The sequence below is a fragment of the Enterobacter sp. BIDMC 26 genome, assembly GCF_000534435.1.
GTDB lineage: Bacteria > Pseudomonadota > Gammaproteobacteria > Enterobacterales > Enterobacteriaceae > Enterobacter > Enterobacter ludwigii.
The window spans coordinates 1,817,525-1,833,834 of record NZ_KI973182.1; the positions used below are offsets into that span (position 1 = coordinate 1,817,525).

A 16,310-nucleotide genomic window follows, 5' to 3' on the forward strand; every position below is an offset into this window, starting at 1 on the left:
GCATTACTCATCCGGCAGCAGCTTCCAGCGCGGATCGTCGGTGGGTAATGCCACAAGCGGTTGCGCCACAGCCAGCGTGATCTCATTGGACGAGACGCGCTTGCCATCATTATCTTCTACCACCACCGAAAGCCGCCAGCGGTTGCTCGCGCCCTCACTGTCATCCCAGGCAGGCATAATCACGCTCCAGCCGTCTTCACTGGTATTGTTGGCCGGCGACGTCAGACTCAGCGCCTGCGTATCTCCCTGCCAGTGCAGCTGGCGAATCCCGTGCTTACTGCGGATCTGCAGCTTAAGCATCACAGTTTCGCCCCCTTTAAGATCCCACGGCGGTGTCGCCAGGTAGACGGACAACGTTTTGCTCTGGCGGAACTCCATCACCGGCAGGTTATCCCGCTCTGGCGAATCATAGCGACTGCCGCGCAGAGAACGGGTGGCGGCGACTTCACTGGCAGAAAGTTGCTTCACCAGCGGCACGCCAAAGCGGTAGTTGAGTTTGAGGCCAAGATTATTCTGGCTCACCCCACTCTCTCCTTGCTTATGCCCGGCGGTGAGGGTTACCAGCGGAACGGGGGTATAATTCAGCCCCAGATTGACCGCCACCGGGTTGTGATAACCGGTACCGCTGTTGAACAGGTCAACGTTATCACCAAAATATTGCTCAAAGCTGACGCTGGTATTCAGGTGATGGAACCACGGCAGCCACGCTTTAGCGGTCACGTCGTACCCCCGGGCCATGCGCTGCTCCTGAATGTCAGAGCGATCGCGCCAGCCGGCAAAGGGCTGATAATAGTTCGCAGACAGACGCAGGTTCTCGCCCCACACTTCCGCACCTAACCCGGCACGCTGCAGGTTTTCATCCAGCAGGTTGTCGTAAAAGGTGTTGTAGCCGAGCAACCATTTTCCTGCAACCCAGCGCTGCCCAATGCCGGCATTGCTCACCAGACCGTCAGTCTGCTGCGTCAGGCCAAGCTGGCTCCAGCTCAGATAACGGTTGTTATCGTTCCACGGAATAAACCAGCTGCCGCTGCTGCCGTTAAATTTGCCGTCGTCATCCACCAGCAAGTTCACGCTGGCGTTCCCCCACGGTGAAAGCCAGGATTCAATATGCTGGTTCACTTCGCCGCTCACCGCGTCACGCACCTTGCCAAAGGCAAACTGACGCGCCTGCTCGCCTGTCGTCAGTCCGTTATCGGTCATGCTGGCTTCGCCAAACGCTTTCGCCATTTCTGCCAGATGTTTTTCGCCCTCGGTCGTGGGCGCCGCCATGCCGAGATCGGGCAGATTATCCCCGTTGTTATCAAAGGGGTTCTGTGCCTGTTGCACAAAGGAATTCGGCGCACCGTGAACGGCTCCGACCGGAATGAGGGGGAGTAAAGCAAGCAAACGAAGATGAGATGAAACAGCCATTAACGTCGTAAGAAATACCCGATGCTTACGTGAGAACACCGGGTACCTTACCGTTATTCCTCACGTTTTGCAGCCTTAAGAGGAATTTTCCGGAATATCCTGAAACATTGTTTTTAGTTCAGGCACACAGGAGCCGCAGTTCGTTCCGCAGCGCAGCCTGGCACCCAGCGCCGCGACGGAATCACACCCTCCCCCAATCGCCTCGCGTATGACGGTTTCCCCCACGCTGAAACAGCTGCAGATGATCCGGCCCGGATCGACACTGTCCCCGGTTCCCTGTCCATTCAACAACGCGTGGCGCTCAGCAAGCGTCACGGGAGGTGAACGAAACGCGGCTTCAATTACCGCGTGCGCCAGTGTCGGTAACGCAGTGCCTTCCCAGAACCCGAGCATCAGTTGTCCGTCATGCCAGGCCAGCACGCTGCTGCGCTCGCTGGTCTGCGCGACCTGCAGCTGCCAGCCCCGTTCACTGGCATACTGCATAACCCACGCCAGCAACGGCTTATCCCCCGCCACCGTCAGACGTGAGACTTTACGCCACCAGCAGACAGAGGGTGGAAGCTCCGGCAGTTCACGGGCATAAAGCTCACCCTGCCAGCCCGGCTGCCAGGGCATAATCCTGACGGCCGTCTGTTTACTCTCGGGCTGACCGGACAGCGGGTCACAGCGCCCTTCCACCAGCGCATTCACCTTCCCCTGGTGGGCAAACTGGGCATTCCAGTGCATTGGCACAAACAGCTCACCTTCTCGCTGCCCGTCAGTGATGCGCACTCTTGCCAGCATCACCCCACGCGGAGAACTGATGCGCGCCAGCTGTCCGTCGCACAGTGAGAAGCGCATGGCATCTGCGGCGCCGATCTCAACACACGGCTCAGCACTATGCTGCATCAGTTTCGGGACGTACCCCGTCCGGGTCATGGTGTGCCACTGATCGCGGATACGCCCGGTATTGAGAATCAGCGGGTATAGCGCGTTTATTGCCGCACCGTGTGGCTGAGGCTCTACCGGCACAATTTCCCGGCGCGCAAAGGCCCCCGCTGGCCACTGATAAGGCTCAAGCCGGTCCCATTCCTCACGGGTAAGTGACGCCAGTTCATGAAGGTTAAACGCCCGCGCACCGTCATTTTCAAAGGCCGAGAGCGCTGCATGCTCACAAAAAATTTGCTGCGGATGTTCCCAGGCGAAGGCTTCACCATAGCCCAGCGCTTGTGCCACCCGGGCGATGACCCACCAGTCCGGTTTGGTCTCGCCTGGCGCCGGCAGAAAGGCGCGCTGGCGCGAAATACGCCGCTCGGAATTGGTTACCGTACCGTCTTTCTCCCCCCACGCCTGCACCGGGAAGCGGATATGGGCATAGCGGCTGGTGTCGGTCTCCTGCATCACCTCGGAGACAATCACCAGCGGGCAATGTTCCAGCGCCTGACACACCGCGTGGCTGTCCGGCAGCGAGACGGCAGGATTGGTGCCCATGATCCACACCGCTTTCACTTCGCCGCGGGCGATCGCATCAAACAACTCCACCGCCATCAGGCCCGGCGTCTGGGCCAGTCTTTCCGTACCCCAAAAACGCGCCACCCGCGAAAGAGACTCCGGCTCGAAATTCATGTGAGCGGCAAGCTGGTTCGCCAGCCCACCCACCTCCCGCCCCCCCATCGCGTTAGGCTGTCCGGTCAGCGAAAACGGTCCGCAGCCCTGACGGGCGAATTTTCCGCTGGCCAGATGAACGTTGATGATGGCATTACACTTGTCGCTGCCGCTTGAGGACTGATTAATGCCCATGGTGTAGAGCGTGATGGCCCGCGGCGCAGTCACAAACCAATCGTAGAAGGTCCCCACGTCCTCGGTTGAGAGCCCACAAAACTCAGCCACCCGGGCGATGGGCCACGCGTCGGTTCCCTGAATCAGATTGAGTAAACCGACAAACAGCCCGGCGTCACTGCCGGGCGTAAGCACCAGATGCAGGTCAGCGATATCGCAGGTGGCCGTTTTGCGCGGATCGATAACCACAACTTTCATCGCAGGGTTGTTCTGGCGCGCCTGTACCAGCCGCTGATACAGCACCGGATGGGTCCATGCCGCATTTGACCCGACCAGCACCACCAGATCGCTGTTTTCCATATCCTCATAGCTGCACGGCACCACATCTTCACCAAACGCGCGCTTGTAGCCTGCCACCGCGGACGACATACAGAGCCGCGAGTTGGTATCTATGTTTGCCGCACCGATAAACCCTTTCATCAGCTTATTGGCGGCGTAATAGTCCTCAGTCAACAGCTGGCCGGAGGCGTAAAACGCCACCGCCTGTGGTCCCCAGGTGTCGATGATGGTCTGCAGCCGTTCACCTGCCGCCGCCAGCGCCCGGGACCATTCCACCTCCTGCCCGTCGACCACCGGGTGCAGCAGTCGCCCCTGCAGACCGGTCGTTTCGCCTAATGCCGAGCCTTTAACGCACAGGCGTCCAAAACTGGCGGGATGGCGTTCATCTCCGCGCACGGTAACCTTCTCACCCTCTACCGTTGCGATCACGCCGCAACCCACCCCGCAGTAAGGGCACGTCGTTCGGGTTTCATTCATGACGCCTCCGCACGCAAGATCTGCGCGTCGTTCCCGACCCACACCTGACCGTTTTCTATTTTCACCGGCCAGGCACGCACCGCAGGTTCCCCGTTATCGGCCTGACAGCCGTCGCGCAGACGGATACGCTGCTTATAGAGCGGAGAGATGACCACCGGCTCGCCGGCAGCATCGCCGAGAATGCCGCGTGAAAGCACGTTTGCTGTGCTGCCCGGCTCGAGGTCGTCGAGGGCATAGACAGATTGACCAAAGCGGAAAAGCGCAATCGGTTTTCGCCCCAGCCGGGCGCCGATCCCCGCCTGCTCAGGGATCTCATCGATAGCGCAGACCGCTTGCCAGCGTTTATTCTCCTCCACCGGCTGACGGTTCACTTCGGTACGGAACAACGCCAGACGGCTCGGATCGTTAAGCGTGGTCTGCCATTCACACTGGTAGGTTTCCACCACGCGGGCCATCTCCTGTTCTAGCTCGTGCGCAATGCCCAGGCTGTCGTTAAGAATCACCTCGCGCAGGTAGTCGATCCCCCCTTCCAGATTGTCCATCCACGTACTGGTACGCTGCAGGCGATCCGCCGTGCGGATGTAGAACATCAGGAAACGGTCGACGGTGCGGATCAGTGTCTCGTCATCCAGATCGCTGGCAAAGAGATCCGCATGGCGCGGTTTCATGCCGCCGTTACCGCAGAGATAAAGGTTCCAGCCTTTGTCGGTCGCAATGACGCCCACGTCCTTGCTCTGAGCCTCCGCACATTCACGGGTACAACCGGACACGGCCATTTTAATTTTGTGCGGCGCGCGTAAGCCTTTATAGCGGTGCTCAAGCGTGACCGCGAGACGCGTGGAATCTTGCACGCCATAGCGGCACCAGGTCGACCCAACGCAGGATTTCACCGTGCGCAGGGATTTACCGTATGCGTGACCGGTCTCAAATCCGGCCTCCACCAGCGCCTGCCAGATCGCCGGCAGCTGGTCGAGCGTGGCGCCAAAGAGGTCGATACGCTGCCCGCCCGTGATTTTGCTGTACAGCTGGTAGCGTTTGGCGATCTGGCCGATAGCTATCAAGCCGTCGGCCGACACTTCCCCTGCAGGCATCCGGGGCACAATGGAGTACGTCCCGTCTTTCTGAATATTGGCAAAGTAACGGTCGTTGGTGTCCTGCAGCGGCAGATGTGCCGGTTTCAGCAGGTACTCATTCCAGCAGGAGGCGAGCACTGACCCCACCAGCGGTTTACAGATTTCGCAACCGTGCCCCTGCCCGTAACGGCTGATAAGCTGGTCGAAGGTACGAATATGATTGACGCGCACCAGGTGATAGATTTCCTGACGCGACCACGGGAAGTGTTCGCAGATGTCCTTTTTCACCTCCACGCCCTGCTCCGCAAGCTGGTACTCCATCACCTGTTTCACCAGCGCGCTGCATCCTCCGCAACCGGTCGCGGCTTTGGTGCACTGTTTTATGGCTCCAATATCCGCGGCACCGGCACTTACCGCCTGACAAATATCACCTTTGCTGACGTTATGGCAGGAGCAGATCTGCGCACTGTCAGGCAGTGCCGCCACGCCGAGGGCTTTTGGCGCGCTCCCGGCGAAGGAAGGTAAAATCAGCGTTTCAGGCTCTTTGGGCAACGCTATGCCGTTGAGCATCATCTGCACCAGGGTCGCATATTCGCTGGCATCCCCCACCAGTACGCCGCCCAACAGGGTTTTATTGTCCTCACTGACCACGATCTTTTTATAGATTTGCTGCGGACCATGCGTCCATTGATAGCTAAGCGCGCCGGGTGTTCTTCCATGGGCATCGCCAAACGAGGCCACATCTACCCCCAGCAGCTTCAGTTTGGTGCTCATGTCAGCCCCGGTAAAGGCGCTCGCCTCTCCCGCCAGCGTGGCCGATGCCACCCGCGCCATCTGATAACCCGGGGCGACCAGGCCAAAAATTTTACCCTCCCACAGCGCACATTCGCCGATAGCGAACACGTCTTTATCGGAAGTCTGGCACTGGTTATCAATGCAAATCCCGCCGCGCTCTCCGGTCACCAGGCCACTGCTGCGCCCCAGTGCATCCTGCGGGCGAATACCTGCAGAGAAGACCACGATGTCAGTTTCCAGCTGTTCGCCGTCCGCAAAGCGCATCACCAGCCCGCCGTTCGCAGAGACGATGTCGGTGGTGGCTTTGCTGGTGTGAACGCCCACGCCAAGCGCTTCGATCTTTTTGCGCAGCATGGCCGCGCCGTCGTTGTCGAGTTGTACCGCCATCAGGTGTGGCGCAAACTCCACGACGTGCGTTTCCAGGCCCAGCTGTTTCAGGGCATTCGCGGCTTCCAGTCCCAGCAGGCCACCGCCAATGACCACCCCGCGACGGGATTGCTTTGCCTGCGCGGCGATGTTATCCAGGTCGTCCAGCGTACGGTAAACAAAGCAGCCCGGCAGCGTGCTGCCCGGTACCGGAGGCACAAACGGGTACGAGCCGGTCGCCAGCACCAGTTTGTCCCAGTGGGTTTCATGCCCACTGGCGGTACGCACGACGTGTGCGTCGCGATCGATACTCACAATTTGCTGCGAGAGGCGAAGCTCAATGCCGTGTTCAGCAAAGAAATCACCGTCCACCAGCGAGAGCGATTCTGCGCTTCGTCCGCCAAAATACTCTGACAAATGCACACGATCGTAGGCGGCATAGCGCTCTTCGCCAAAAACGATAATCTGGTACTGCCGGTGCAAATTGCGCTTCACACAGTCTTCGAGAAAATGATGGCCGACCATACCGTGTCCAACCACCACCAGCGTAGGTTTTGTCATAGCGTTTTGTCCTGCAACCTGCGGTTGCGTAGTGAATCGATTGAACAGCCAGTCCGCGTGGGCGGGCGCAGCCGTTGCCAGTAAATCGGTGAATGTTGCCGCGTTGCGGCAATCCCCCATCAGCAGCACGCCAGCAAGCGCACCGCGATGCAGTAACAAACGGCGATAGTGACGGGTCAGCGGATCCCAGGCGCTCCAGACCACATCGTCTGGCAGAACCTCTACTCGCCCGGCGCTGAACAGCTCCACACCGGGTACTTTGAGGCGCATGCCGCTGTCGGTCAGGGCAAATGGCGTGCTAGCCTCCCCAGCCAGCCGGGCGGCGAGGATATCCGCCTGCGCCAGGCAAGGTGCGACCAGGCCGAACGTCTGGCCGTCGATTTCGCAGCACTCACCAATGGCGCTGATCGCCGGGACTGAGGTCTGCATCTGGTGGTTAACCACAATGCCGCGGGCACAGTGAATGCCGCTGGCTTTTGCCAGTGCGACATTGGGCTGCACGCCGGTCGCCAGCACCACGCGAGAGGCGTTAATCTTGCGTCCGTTTTGTAACGTCACGGCATCCGCCGCAATGGCGGTCATTCCCGATGACAGTTCGCAGCGAACGCCGCGCTCCGCCAGCGCCTCTTCAAGCAGAACGCCTGCCTGCCGATCGAGCTGCTGTTCCATCAGCCAGGCACCACGATGCACCAGCGTGACGTTGTCACAAGACCGGGCCAGTGCCGCAGCGACCTCGACGCCGAGCACCCCACCGCCCAGCACTACAGCTGGCCCCGGGTTCTCCTGAATCGCGCGGATATCGGCCAGCGTACGAAAGGTGAACACATGCGGAGCGTCACCGCCCGGAATGGGGGGTACAAAAGGCGTCGCCCCGGTGGCAAAGACCAGTTCGTCCCAGGTCAGCGTGGTTGCTGTGGTATGGACCTCGCGTTTCTCAACATCCACGGAGAGCACCTTTTCCCCCCGTCGTACCGTCACACCCCGTGCGTGATACCAGGCGTCATCCTGCAGGCGGATCTGCTGCGCCTGTTTTTCCCCGCCCAGTACCGGCGAGAGCATGATGCGGTTGTAAGCGTGTTCCGACTCCTCGCCAAACACGGTGATCGTGAAGCGACCGGGCGCACGCTCGGTCAGCGAGGCAATCAGCCGTGTTGCGGCCATCCCATTACCGATAACGATCAGTCGCATCACCGCCTCCGTTACGCCGCTTTAGGCTGTTTTTCATAGAGGAAATGGAGGATCTGCTGACGCATATGGTGATAGTGGCTATCGTCCGCCAGCTGAACCCGATTGCGCGGGCGAGGCAGGTCAACGTGCAGCACCTCGCCGACGGTGGCCGCCGGGCCGTTAGTCATCATCAGTACCCGGTCAGAAAGCAGCACAGCCTCGTCCACATCGTGGGTGATAAGCACGATGGTGGTGTTCAGCGCCTGCTGAATTTGCATCACCGAGTCCTGCAGATGCGCGCGCGTGAGCGCATCCAGCGCGCCAAACGGTTCATCCATCAGCAGGACCTTCGGCTTCATCGCCAGCGCACGGGCAATGCCAACGCGCTGTTTCATGCCCCCGGAAATTTCCGAAGGCCGTTTGTGCAGGGCATGCCCCATCTGGACGCGATCGAGGTTGTGTTCAATCCACTCCTTGCGCTCCACCTTGCTCATAGTGCGGCGAAAGACCTGATCCACCGCCAGCGCAACGTTGTCGAAGCAGGTGAGCCACGGCAGCAGAGAATGGTTCTGAAACACCACCGCACGCTCCGGTCCTGGCCCGGCGATTTCGCGGTTATCGCAAATCAGCCCACCTTCGGTCGGCAGGGTGATCCCGGCAATCAGGTTGAGCAACGTCGATTTGCCGCACCCGGAGTGGCCAATCAGGCTCACGGTTTCGCCTTCGTGAATATCAAAAGAGACGTTCTGCAGCGCCAGAAACTCGCCGCTGGCGGTAGAAAAACGCTGGCTCACGGCCTGGACCTGAATTAATGGTTTCATCTTCGCTCCTTATTTTTCCTGCCAGCTAAAGCGGCGGGCGATCAGCATCAGCCCCTGCTCCAGCAGCAACCCGACCACGCCAATGATGACGATGGCGATGAGAATGTTTTCGACGTTGAGGTTGTTCCACTCATTCCAGATCCAGAAGCCGATCCCCAGCCCACCGGTGAGCATCTCGGCGGCGACAATGACCAGCCAGGCGATGCCAATAGAGAGGCGAACCCCGGTCAGCACCGCGGGCAGCACGGCCGGGAAGAGGATCCGCCGCATGATGGTCCACTCGGAGAGCTGCAGCACGCGGGCAACGTTAAGGTAATCCTGTGGAATACGACGTACCCCTTCGGCGGTGTTAATCACCATTGGCCATATTGAGCAGATAAAAATGGTCCAGCTGGAGGCGGGCTCCGCTTTCTGGAACAGCAGCAGGCCGATAGGCAGCCAGGCTAAAGGACTGACCGGGCGTAACAGTGCAATCAACGGGCTGAACATGCGCGAGCAAAAGGTGAAGCGACCGATCAGGAAACCGAGCGGGATCCCCGCGAGCGCCGCCAGACCAAAGCCCACCGCCACGCGCTGCAGCGAAGCGAGCACGTTCCAGCCGATACCCATATCGTTTGGCCCGTCGCGGTAAAACGGGTCAGCGAAGAGCGTTAATGCGGAATCCAGCGTGCTGAGCGGCGTCGGGAACCCTTTGCTGTTGATCGCGGCCAGCTGCCAGAGCAACACCAGTAACCCGAGTCCCAGCAGCGCCGGGATCACGCGCTGCAGAAGGTCATTCATCCGTCGCGTGAACGTCGGTGCGCGGCGGCGAACCTGTACCGGAGGGAGGGTAATCACTTCCCCGCTCGCCGGCGTCTCGTCTTTCGATTTCGTGCTGTGCAGATGCTGCATAATCAGGCCCCTTTACGGTGAATAGCGAAGCGGTTGGCGTAACCGTCCGGATCGGTACCGTTCCAGACGGTACCGTCCATCAGGGTGCTGCTGCGATACGGTGATGACGGGGTGGATATGCCTCCCACCGCCGTGGCGGCATCCTGCCAGACCGAGGTCTGGTTAATGCGCTGCGCGATGGCGGCATAATCCGGCGCCGATTTGAGCAAGCCCCAGCGGCGGAACTGGGTTAAAAACCACATCCCGTCGGAGAGGTACGGATAGCTGACGGCACCCTCGTTGAAGAAACGGATCGGATGCGCATCCTGCCAGCGCTGGCCAAGCCCGTTGTCGTACTCTCCCAGCATCCGTCCGGTGAGATACTGCTCTTTGGTGTTCAGCCACGCCCGGCGAGCGAGGATTTGGGCGGTCTCACGTTTGTTGTCTGGTGATGCATCAATCCAGCGTGCGGCTTCCAGTACCGCACTCACCAGCGCCCGCGCGGTGTTCGGGTTTTTCTCCACCCAGTCGCGACGTGTGCCAAGAATTTTTTCCGGATGATCGGCCCAGATCGACTGGGACGTTGCGGCGGTAAACCCGATTCGGTCGTTAATGGCGCGCGCATTCCACGGCTCACCAACGCAAAAGCCGACCATGTTGCCAATCCGCATGTTCATCACCATTTGCGGCGGCGGCACAACCACGGTCCGGACGTCATCGAACGGATTAATGCCCGCGCTGGCCAGCCAGTAGTACAGCCACATCGCATGCGTACCGGTCGGGAAGGTGTGTGCGAAGGTGTAAGTGCCGGGTGCCTGCTGCCCAATCAGCGTTTTCAGCCCGTCAAGATCGCGAACGCCCTTCTCTGCCAGATCGCTGGAGAGCGTGATGGCCTGACCGTTCTGGTTCAGGGTCATCAGGTTTGCCATCTGCTGTGGCTTACCGGCAAGCCCCAGCTCCAGCCCGTACAGCAGGCCGTAAAGAATGTGGGCGGCGTCCAGTTCGCCGGCCACCAGCTTATCGCGCACGGCTGCCCAGCTTGCCTCTTTGGTTGGCACGATGGTGATGCCATATTTTTTATCAAACCCCTTCAGCGCCGCGATAACCACCGGCGCGCAGTCGGTTAACGGTATAAACCCGATGCGCACCGTCTCCTGCTCCGGTTTATCCGAGCCTGCCGCCCACGCGGCCTGCATGACGCCCGGTAACAACATGGCGCCGCTCGCCAGCATGCTGGCCTGTAAAAACCGCCGTCTCGACAAATCCGCCATGACCACTCCTGAAAAAAAGACAAAAAAAAGCGCCCACCCGTGCCGAAGCACCGCTGGACGCCTTTATCCCGAAGACAGATGCACCGCCGTTGGCGCACCGTCAAAAATGGTTAATCAGATAATGCAAAGGGAATGCCAGGTTTTACTGCCCTGTTTTCCGGGCGTTTACCGGGAATTCCCCACGACCGCGCACCTCAATCAGGCACTAAATGCCCACTGATTGTGCACCTACTCCTTAGGGGTTAACTGCCACAAACTCTTCACGGTGAGCAACGCGCGGGCGATATCCACCATGCGCTGGTTTTTGTCCATCGCCATTTTACGCAGCGCCGTCCATGCCTGTTCCTCACTCATCTTTTGATGGGTCATCAGTATGCTTTTCGCTTTATCGATGGTTTTGCGCTCTTCGAGCGTATCGCGCAGTGACGCAAGCTGACGGGAAAGCTGTTCTATCTCGCGCGCCTGCTGGCGAACCAGGGTTAACAAGGGCTTATCCGGGTAAGAGGCCAGCGGATCGTCCTGCTCCTCAGCCGGGAGCGTGTAGTCCTCCTGTCGATGGATACGCTCGTCCACCGCGATCATCAGATCGGCAATAACCATCTCCTCCAGGGTGCGCAGATGCTCAAGGCGTGCCGTTTGCAGAGCAAACCAGGCCAGCGCGGTATGGCCATTGTCAGCGGCTGGCTGGCGGGTACAGGCCAGGCGCCTCAGTTGCTCCGTCTCACGGTCAGGCTGGCAATTCTGGGAAAAGGTGGTTTGCACATCCGCCGTGCTGTGGGTCATGAAAATCTCGAAGCAGGCCTGCTGTCCGTCAATCCGGTCCACCAGCTGCTGACGGATGCCATCGTCAAAATAGCCCTGCGTGAAGCCAATGGCGCCCAGCGCCCGCTCTTGTCCCGCCAGCTCTTTACCCTGCATCAGGCTATAAAGTGCGACAAAACGGCCTGCGATTTGCGGATCGTCAATGCTGTCATTAAGCTGCGGTACGATACTGAGCAGATGACGCAGGATGCGACAATAGTGATCCATCGCCTGCGGGGCCGTGATGGTTTGCTGAATAACGCCGTCACGAAGGGCTGACAGGTTATCCAGACTGAGCAGCGCGGCGGCTATACGTTCGCACACGCCGCTGCCCTGAAACGGGGAGTGATTATCCAGAACGTCATAAAGCGCAGTGAGGTTCTCATTCACCAGCGCCCGGCTCGCTTTGCATTCGGCAGCGTACAGCTTACCCTGTGAGCAGAGCCAGACGTTAGAGGCTCCACGCTCGCACTGCAGCATATGCACCAGCAGGCTGATGGCGTTAACCAGCACGCCAAGCTGTGCCAGCCTGCTCAGTTGCTCCCGGCGCATCGACCTTGCACGCTGGAGCCATTCGGTCGCACCTGGCGAAATGCCAGCCATTAATGTCATGCTTACTCTCCCGGACAGCGAAACCCTGGATAGCTAAGCAATATTCGTGCCTTTAAAAGAACAGGAGTCAACATGCAGAAGATTGTTATCGTCGCCAACGGTGCGGCTTACGGCAGCGAATCCCTTTTTAACAGCCTGCGTCTGGCGATCGCGCTACGTGATAAAGAGAGTGAACTGGAGTTACGGCTCTTTTTAATGTCGGATGCGGTCACCGCCGGGCTGAAGGGACAAAAACCGGCAGAAGGCTACAACATCCAGCAGATGCTGGAGATCCTGACCGCGCAAAACGTTCCGGTCAAACTGTGCAAGACCTGCACCGACGGGCGCGGCATCACCGGATTGCCGCTGATTGAGGGTGTGGAAATCGGCACGCTCGTTGAACTGGCCGAGTGGACTCTGCGCGCCGATAAAGTATTAACTTTTTAATAATAAACCCGTAAAAATATTATTTTCTTATGGACGCGGTTTCAGCATCAAGTTTACCTGCAGGGTTGCCGATAGGCATGGAAACAACACAGCAGGTATTTCACTTATGTTCAGATCCATTCGTGCACGCATCATTGCCGCGACGACAGGTTGTCTGGTCGTCGCCCTTCTTCTTAATACTGTCATCAATTTTCAGGTCACACGCCAGGATAACCAGCAGTCACAGCGCGACATCCTGACCAGCACCAGCGCCAGCCATAACATGGCGATTGCGGACTGGGTGAAGAGCAAAATGACGGTTATCGCCTCCGCACAAACCGTTGCGCTCAGCGACGATCCGGTTCCGGTCTTTAAACAGCTTGCCCAGGCGGGTGGGTTCACTAACGTCTACGTTGGCTATGCCAGCAAAACGGCGAAATTCTCTGAACCAGCGGGCGTACCGGCGGATTATGACCCCACGATCCGTCCCTGGTATCAGCAGGTCGTAAGCCAGGATAGCCCGGTCGTGACCGCGCCTTACGTTGACGCCGGTAGCGGAAAACTGGTGGTGACGTTTGCCGTGCCGGTGAAAGAAAACGGTACTCTGAAAGCCGTGGTGGCTGGCGATGTGGCGATGGACAGCGTGGTAGCTAACGTGCGCGGGATCCACCCAACCCCGGCAAGCAGCGGGCTGCTGCTGAATAGCGATGGCACCGTCATTGCCGCCAGCGACCCTGCCCTGACGCTTAAACCGTTCGCCGAAACCCTCAAAGGCATCGACTTTGCGGCGCTGAAAAGCGGAAACCCGGTAAACGGGACCTTCAATGGCGCCGAAAAAACCTTCGTGGCAACCGCCGTGCCGGGTACGAACTGGATGCTGGTTGTTGCCCTGGACACAGGCGATGCCACCTCCGGAATGCGCTCGCTGCTGAAAGCCTCGGCCATCTCGCTGGTGATTCTGGCCTTACTCAGCGGCGCCATTGTTCACTTCCTGATTGCGCGTCTGCTGAAGCGCCTGTCTGACATTCGCGATGCGATGCATAACATTGCGAACGGCACTAACGATCTGTCGCAACGCCTGCCGGAGAGCGGCGATGACGAAGTGGCGCAAGTAGCGCAGGCGTTTAACGCCTTCAGCGACAAGCTCTCGGTGGTGATGGTACAACTGCGGGATGCCAGCGCATCGGTGAAAAACGCCGCGCGGGAAATTGCGGCAGGTAACCAGGACCTCTCAGGGCGTACCGAGCAGGCCGCCTCCAGCCTTCGCGAAACGGCCAGCGCCGTGGAAGAGATCACCGCGTCAGTAACCCAGTCGAACGAGTCTGCGGCTGAAGCCAATGACCAGGCGAGTAAGGCCTCTGCGGCGGCGGCTCGCGGCGGCGAGGTGGTATCTCAGGCCATCAGCACCATGCAGTCCATTGAAGTGGCTTCCGCGAAGATTGGCGACATCACCAGCGTGATTGACGGGATTGCCTTCCAGACCAATATCCTGGCGCTGAATGCCTCGGTGGAAGCCGCACGCGCCGGAGAGCAAGGCCGTGGGTTTGCCGTGGTGGCCGGCGAAGTGCGTAATCTGGCCAGCCGCAGCGCACAGGCGGCGAAAGAGATTAAAACGCTTATCGATTCCACCACCAACAGCGTGGCCACCGGCTCCCGCTACGTTCATCTGGCCGGGGAAAGCATGAACGAAATCCGCTCCAGCATCGGTAGCGTGTCGGGCATCATGCGTGAAATCTCCATCGCCACCAGCGAGCAGATGAAAGGCATCCAGGAGATTAACCATGCGGTGACCCATCTGGACAGAATGGTTCAGCAGAACGCCGAACTGGTGGTGCAATCTGCGGCTGCAGCCGGCGCGCTGCAGAGCCAGGCGGGCGACCTTGCTGAAACTGCCGGACATTTCCGCATTTAATTTTAGGGTGGCGCGCGTTCACCGGGCAAAACGCGCGCCAGGGTAAATTTTCAGGAATTTTGTCATTTTTGTTTAATCGTTACGCCATTTTTTGATCAAAGTCAGCATCCTCACCCTCCCCCTTTGGTGTTATGCCATGAGTGAATTGTGAACAATATCACGCTCGGATATGGCAGCAGGGAGAGCGTTGTTTAAGACTACGGGGTAAAAAATGGCACTGGTAAAAACAAGTTTGAAATTGTTTGGCGGGGATACGGTCGTGGTGCGGTGTTCTGAGCGCTGCCGCATTCATTTGATGAGTTCGAAAGCACAACAACACTCGCAGGCGGATATCCTGACCGTGCAGGATGACAAGGCATGGCTTACCGTGCCGTACACCGGCACGTGGGATGTTCTGATTGACAGCCATAGTCAGTCACTGGAGCATTCCGTAAGCTACGTTGCTGCATAAGAGACAAACGCCCGGTCTGCTCACGCAGCCGGGCGCATTCTCAGGCAAAACCGGGACGCAGCGTATTATTCAGCGGGTTCCCTTCCAGCAGCGCTTTCACCTTCACCACCAGCTCATTCAGACAATCGTCCTTCATGCCGAGGCGCGTCAGCTCCTGGTCGAGCGAAAAGAGATACTGCGCGTTGGTGCCCAGCGGTCCACTGGCGGCAGCGATCAACGGGGCAATGACCTGCGTGCGGGTATCCGCTTCATACAGCGGATGGCGCGGATCCATAATAAACACCAGCGCGTTAACGGTACGTCCGTCATCGAGTTCCAACTTGCACCAGCTCGGCATATAGCAGCCGGTGATCATCTCGCGCTTCCACAGCAGCGTCAGTTCGTCTTCCAGCGTTGCATCCGGCAGGCGGTAGGCCACCCCCGTGGTGCGTCCGCCCTCTTTTAGTGCAAGCATGCGTCCAGGCTGACACGCGCTACCTCGACCGGCCGTGAGGCGCAAACAAAATGCGCGATGCCAGCCAGGAAGTGTACCTGTTGCCGATTCGACAAATTCGAGAGCCGGGTTCCACATCAGCGAACCGTAGCCAAAAATCCATACCGGGCCATCATCCGGGCGGCACGCCAGCGTGGCAGCGAGCGACGCCGCACGTTGTTCAGCTGACCAGAGAAGCGATTCCTCAATAGCACCAAATGCCGTCTTACAATCTGCCTTCATTAAGAAATCACGCGTTAACACTTTCCACCTCCGCCACTGCATGCTTCCTTGCGACATCTGTAATCCGCCTTCCCGGCATTGTGTGCTGGTCATTTTGCCAGCAGTTGAGTAACGATAAGCAATTCACGGGCCAGTTGCAATACAACGGAAGTTCAACCGCCTGAAAAGTCAAAACGAAGGCAGCGAATGATTTCACGGCTATTTCTTTTTATGCCATTTATCGTCGTCTCCTTTCTCATATTCATGTTTTACTGCGGCCCAGGCGACTTTGTGCGCGGTCTCTTCACGGCTGGCATCATCACGTCGATCTTCTTTATCTTTGTACTGATTCCAGGCGCTGTTAAAGGCCTCTTTGTAGATATCCTGCGCGTGCGCGGGCAATACGTGTTGCACGCTGTCTGGTAATTCGCGTTTCGTTTTATATGGCATCGCTAACCCCTATTTTGGTTAAAGAGATAAGTGTGGACGACGATACGGCATGGTGCCAGTCAATTGAGAATTATGCG

At 58.7% G+C, this 16,310-nt stretch carries 12 protein-coding genes; 3 read left to right on the forward strand and 9 right to left on the reverse strand.

Features of this window, described 5'->3' with window-relative positions; all coding sequences use genetic code 11:
* Positions 1–3: 3 nt before the first annotated feature.
* From L462_RS14695 to nasR, 7 genes are all read right to left on the reverse strand, one after another.
* Entirely contained in the window at positions 4–1,410 is a 1,407-nt protein-coding gene (locus tag L462_RS14695) for a YchO/YchP family invasin (protein ID WP_032669735.1), read from the reverse strand.
* A 75-nt stretch (positions 1,411–1,485) separates the two neighbouring features.
* A complete protein-coding gene (locus L462_RS14690) occupies positions 1,486–3,984 on the reverse strand; it encodes a nitrate reductase (protein ID WP_032678340.1) in 2,499 nt (832 codons plus the stop codon).
* A complete protein-coding gene (gene nirB / locus L462_RS0123470) occupies positions 3,981–7,967 on the reverse strand; it encodes a nitrite reductase large subunit NirB (protein WP_082209479.1) in 3,987 nt (1,328 codons plus the stop codon). Before nirB ends, L462_RS14690 begins: the two co-directional genes overlap by 4 nt.
* Positions 7,968–7,978: 11 nt before the next feature.
* Positions 7,979–8,767 (reverse strand): ABC transporter ATP-binding protein, encoded by a 789-nt coding sequence (locus L462_RS14685; RefSeq protein ID WP_032678341.1) that lies wholly within the window; start codon positions 8,765–8,767, stop codon positions 7,979–7,981.
* A 9-nt stretch (positions 8,768–8,776) separates the two neighbouring features.
* Positions 8,777–9,658 carry a nitrate ABC transporter permease gene (gene ntrB / locus L462_RS14680; RefSeq protein WP_014170482.1) on the reverse strand — a complete coding sequence of 294 codons (882 nt, stop codon included), beginning with the start codon at positions 9,656–9,658 and terminating at the stop codon, positions 8,777–8,779.
* Between the two features lie 2 nt (positions 9,659–9,660).
* The gene (locus L462_RS14675; RefSeq protein ID WP_032678342.1) at positions 9,661–10,908 is read right to left on the reverse strand and encodes a CmpA/NrtA family ABC transporter substrate-binding protein; all 1,248 of its coding nucleotides are present in this window, start codon (positions 10,906–10,908) and stop codon (positions 9,661–9,663) included.
* 228 nt (positions 10,909–11,136) lie between these two features.
* Positions 11,137–12,321, reverse strand: a complete 1,185-nt coding sequence (nasR, locus tag L462_RS14670) for a nitrate regulatory protein NasR (RefSeq protein WP_032678343.1) — start codon at positions 12,319–12,321, stop codon at positions 11,137–11,139.
* 72 nt (positions 12,322–12,393) lie between these two features.
* Between nasR and L462_RS14665 the strand changes: the two genes are divergently transcribed.
* From L462_RS14665 to L462_RS14655, 3 genes are all read left to right on the forward strand, one after another.
* The gene (locus L462_RS14665; RefSeq protein WP_020882353.1) at positions 12,394–12,747 is read left to right on the forward strand and encodes a DsrE/DsrF/TusD sulfur relay family protein; all 354 of its coding nucleotides are present in this window, start codon (positions 12,394–12,396) and stop codon (positions 12,745–12,747) included.
* Positions 12,748–12,853: 106 nt separating this feature from the next.
* On the forward strand, positions 12,854–14,638 hold the full coding sequence (locus L462_RS14660) for a methyl-accepting chemotaxis protein (RefSeq protein WP_032678344.1): 1,785 nt from the start codon (positions 12,854–12,856) through the stop codon (positions 14,636–14,638).
* Positions 14,639–14,849: 211 nt separating this feature from the next.
* The gene (locus L462_RS14655) at positions 14,850–15,089 is read left to right on the forward strand and encodes a DUF1883 domain-containing protein (protein WP_014170489.1); all 240 of its coding nucleotides are present in this window, start codon (positions 14,850–14,852) and stop codon (positions 15,087–15,089) included.
* A gap of 40 nt (positions 15,090–15,129) precedes the next feature.
* Here the strand turns inward: L462_RS14655 and L462_RS14650 are convergent, their stop codons facing one another.
* A complete protein-coding gene (locus tag L462_RS14650) occupies positions 15,130–15,825 on the reverse strand; it encodes a gamma-glutamylcyclotransferase (RefSeq protein WP_020882351.1) in 696 nt (231 codons plus the stop codon).
* A gap of 177 nt (positions 15,826–16,002) precedes the next feature.
* Positions 16,003–16,233, reverse strand: coding sequence for a putative cation transport regulator ChaB (gene chaB, locus L462_RS14645; RefSeq protein ID WP_032678345.1), 231 nt, complete (start codon positions 16,231–16,233; stop codon positions 16,003–16,005).
* Positions 16,234–16,310: the final 77 nt, after the last annotated feature.

Bases quoted from the DNA above. Each gene is read 5' to 3' on its own strand.
- L462_RS14665 (WP_020882353.1), top strand. From the start codon at position 12,394: ATGCAGAAGATTGTTATCGTCGCCAACGGTGCGGCTTACGGCAGCGAA.
- chaB (WP_032678345.1), bottom strand. From the start codon at position 16,233: ATGCCATATAAAACGAAACGCGAATTACCAGACAGCGTGCAACACGTA.
- L462_RS14690 (WP_032678340.1), bottom strand. From the start codon at position 3,984: ATGAATGAAACCCGAACGACGTGCCCTTACTGCGGGGTGGGTTGCGGC.
- L462_RS14695 (WP_032669735.1), bottom strand. From the start codon at position 1,410: ATGGCTGTTTCATCTCATCTTCGTTTGCTTGCTTTACTCCCCCTCATT.
- ntrB (WP_014170482.1), bottom strand. From the start codon at position 9,658: ATGCAGCATCTGCACAGCACGAAATCGAAAGACGAGACGCCGGCGAGC.
- L462_RS14685 (WP_032678341.1), bottom strand. From the start codon at position 8,767: ATGAAACCATTAATTCAGGTCCAGGCCGTGAGCCAGCGTTTTTCTACC.
- L462_RS14675 (WP_032678342.1), bottom strand. From the start codon at position 10,908: ATGGCGGATTTGTCGAGACGGCGGTTTTTACAGGCCAGCATGCTGGCG.
- L462_RS14660 (WP_032678344.1), top strand. From the start codon at position 12,854: ATGTTCAGATCCATTCGTGCACGCATCATTGCCGCGACGACAGGTTGT.
- nirB (WP_082209479.1), bottom strand. From the start codon at position 7,967: ATGCGACTGATCGTTATCGGTAATGGGATGGCCGCAACACGGCTGATT.
- nasR (WP_032678343.1), bottom strand. From the start codon at position 12,321: ATGACATTAATGGCTGGCATTTCGCCAGGTGCGACCGAATGGCTCCAG.
- L462_RS14655 (WP_014170489.1), top strand. From the start codon at position 14,850: ATGGCACTGGTAAAAACAAGTTTGAAATTGTTTGGCGGGGATACGGTC.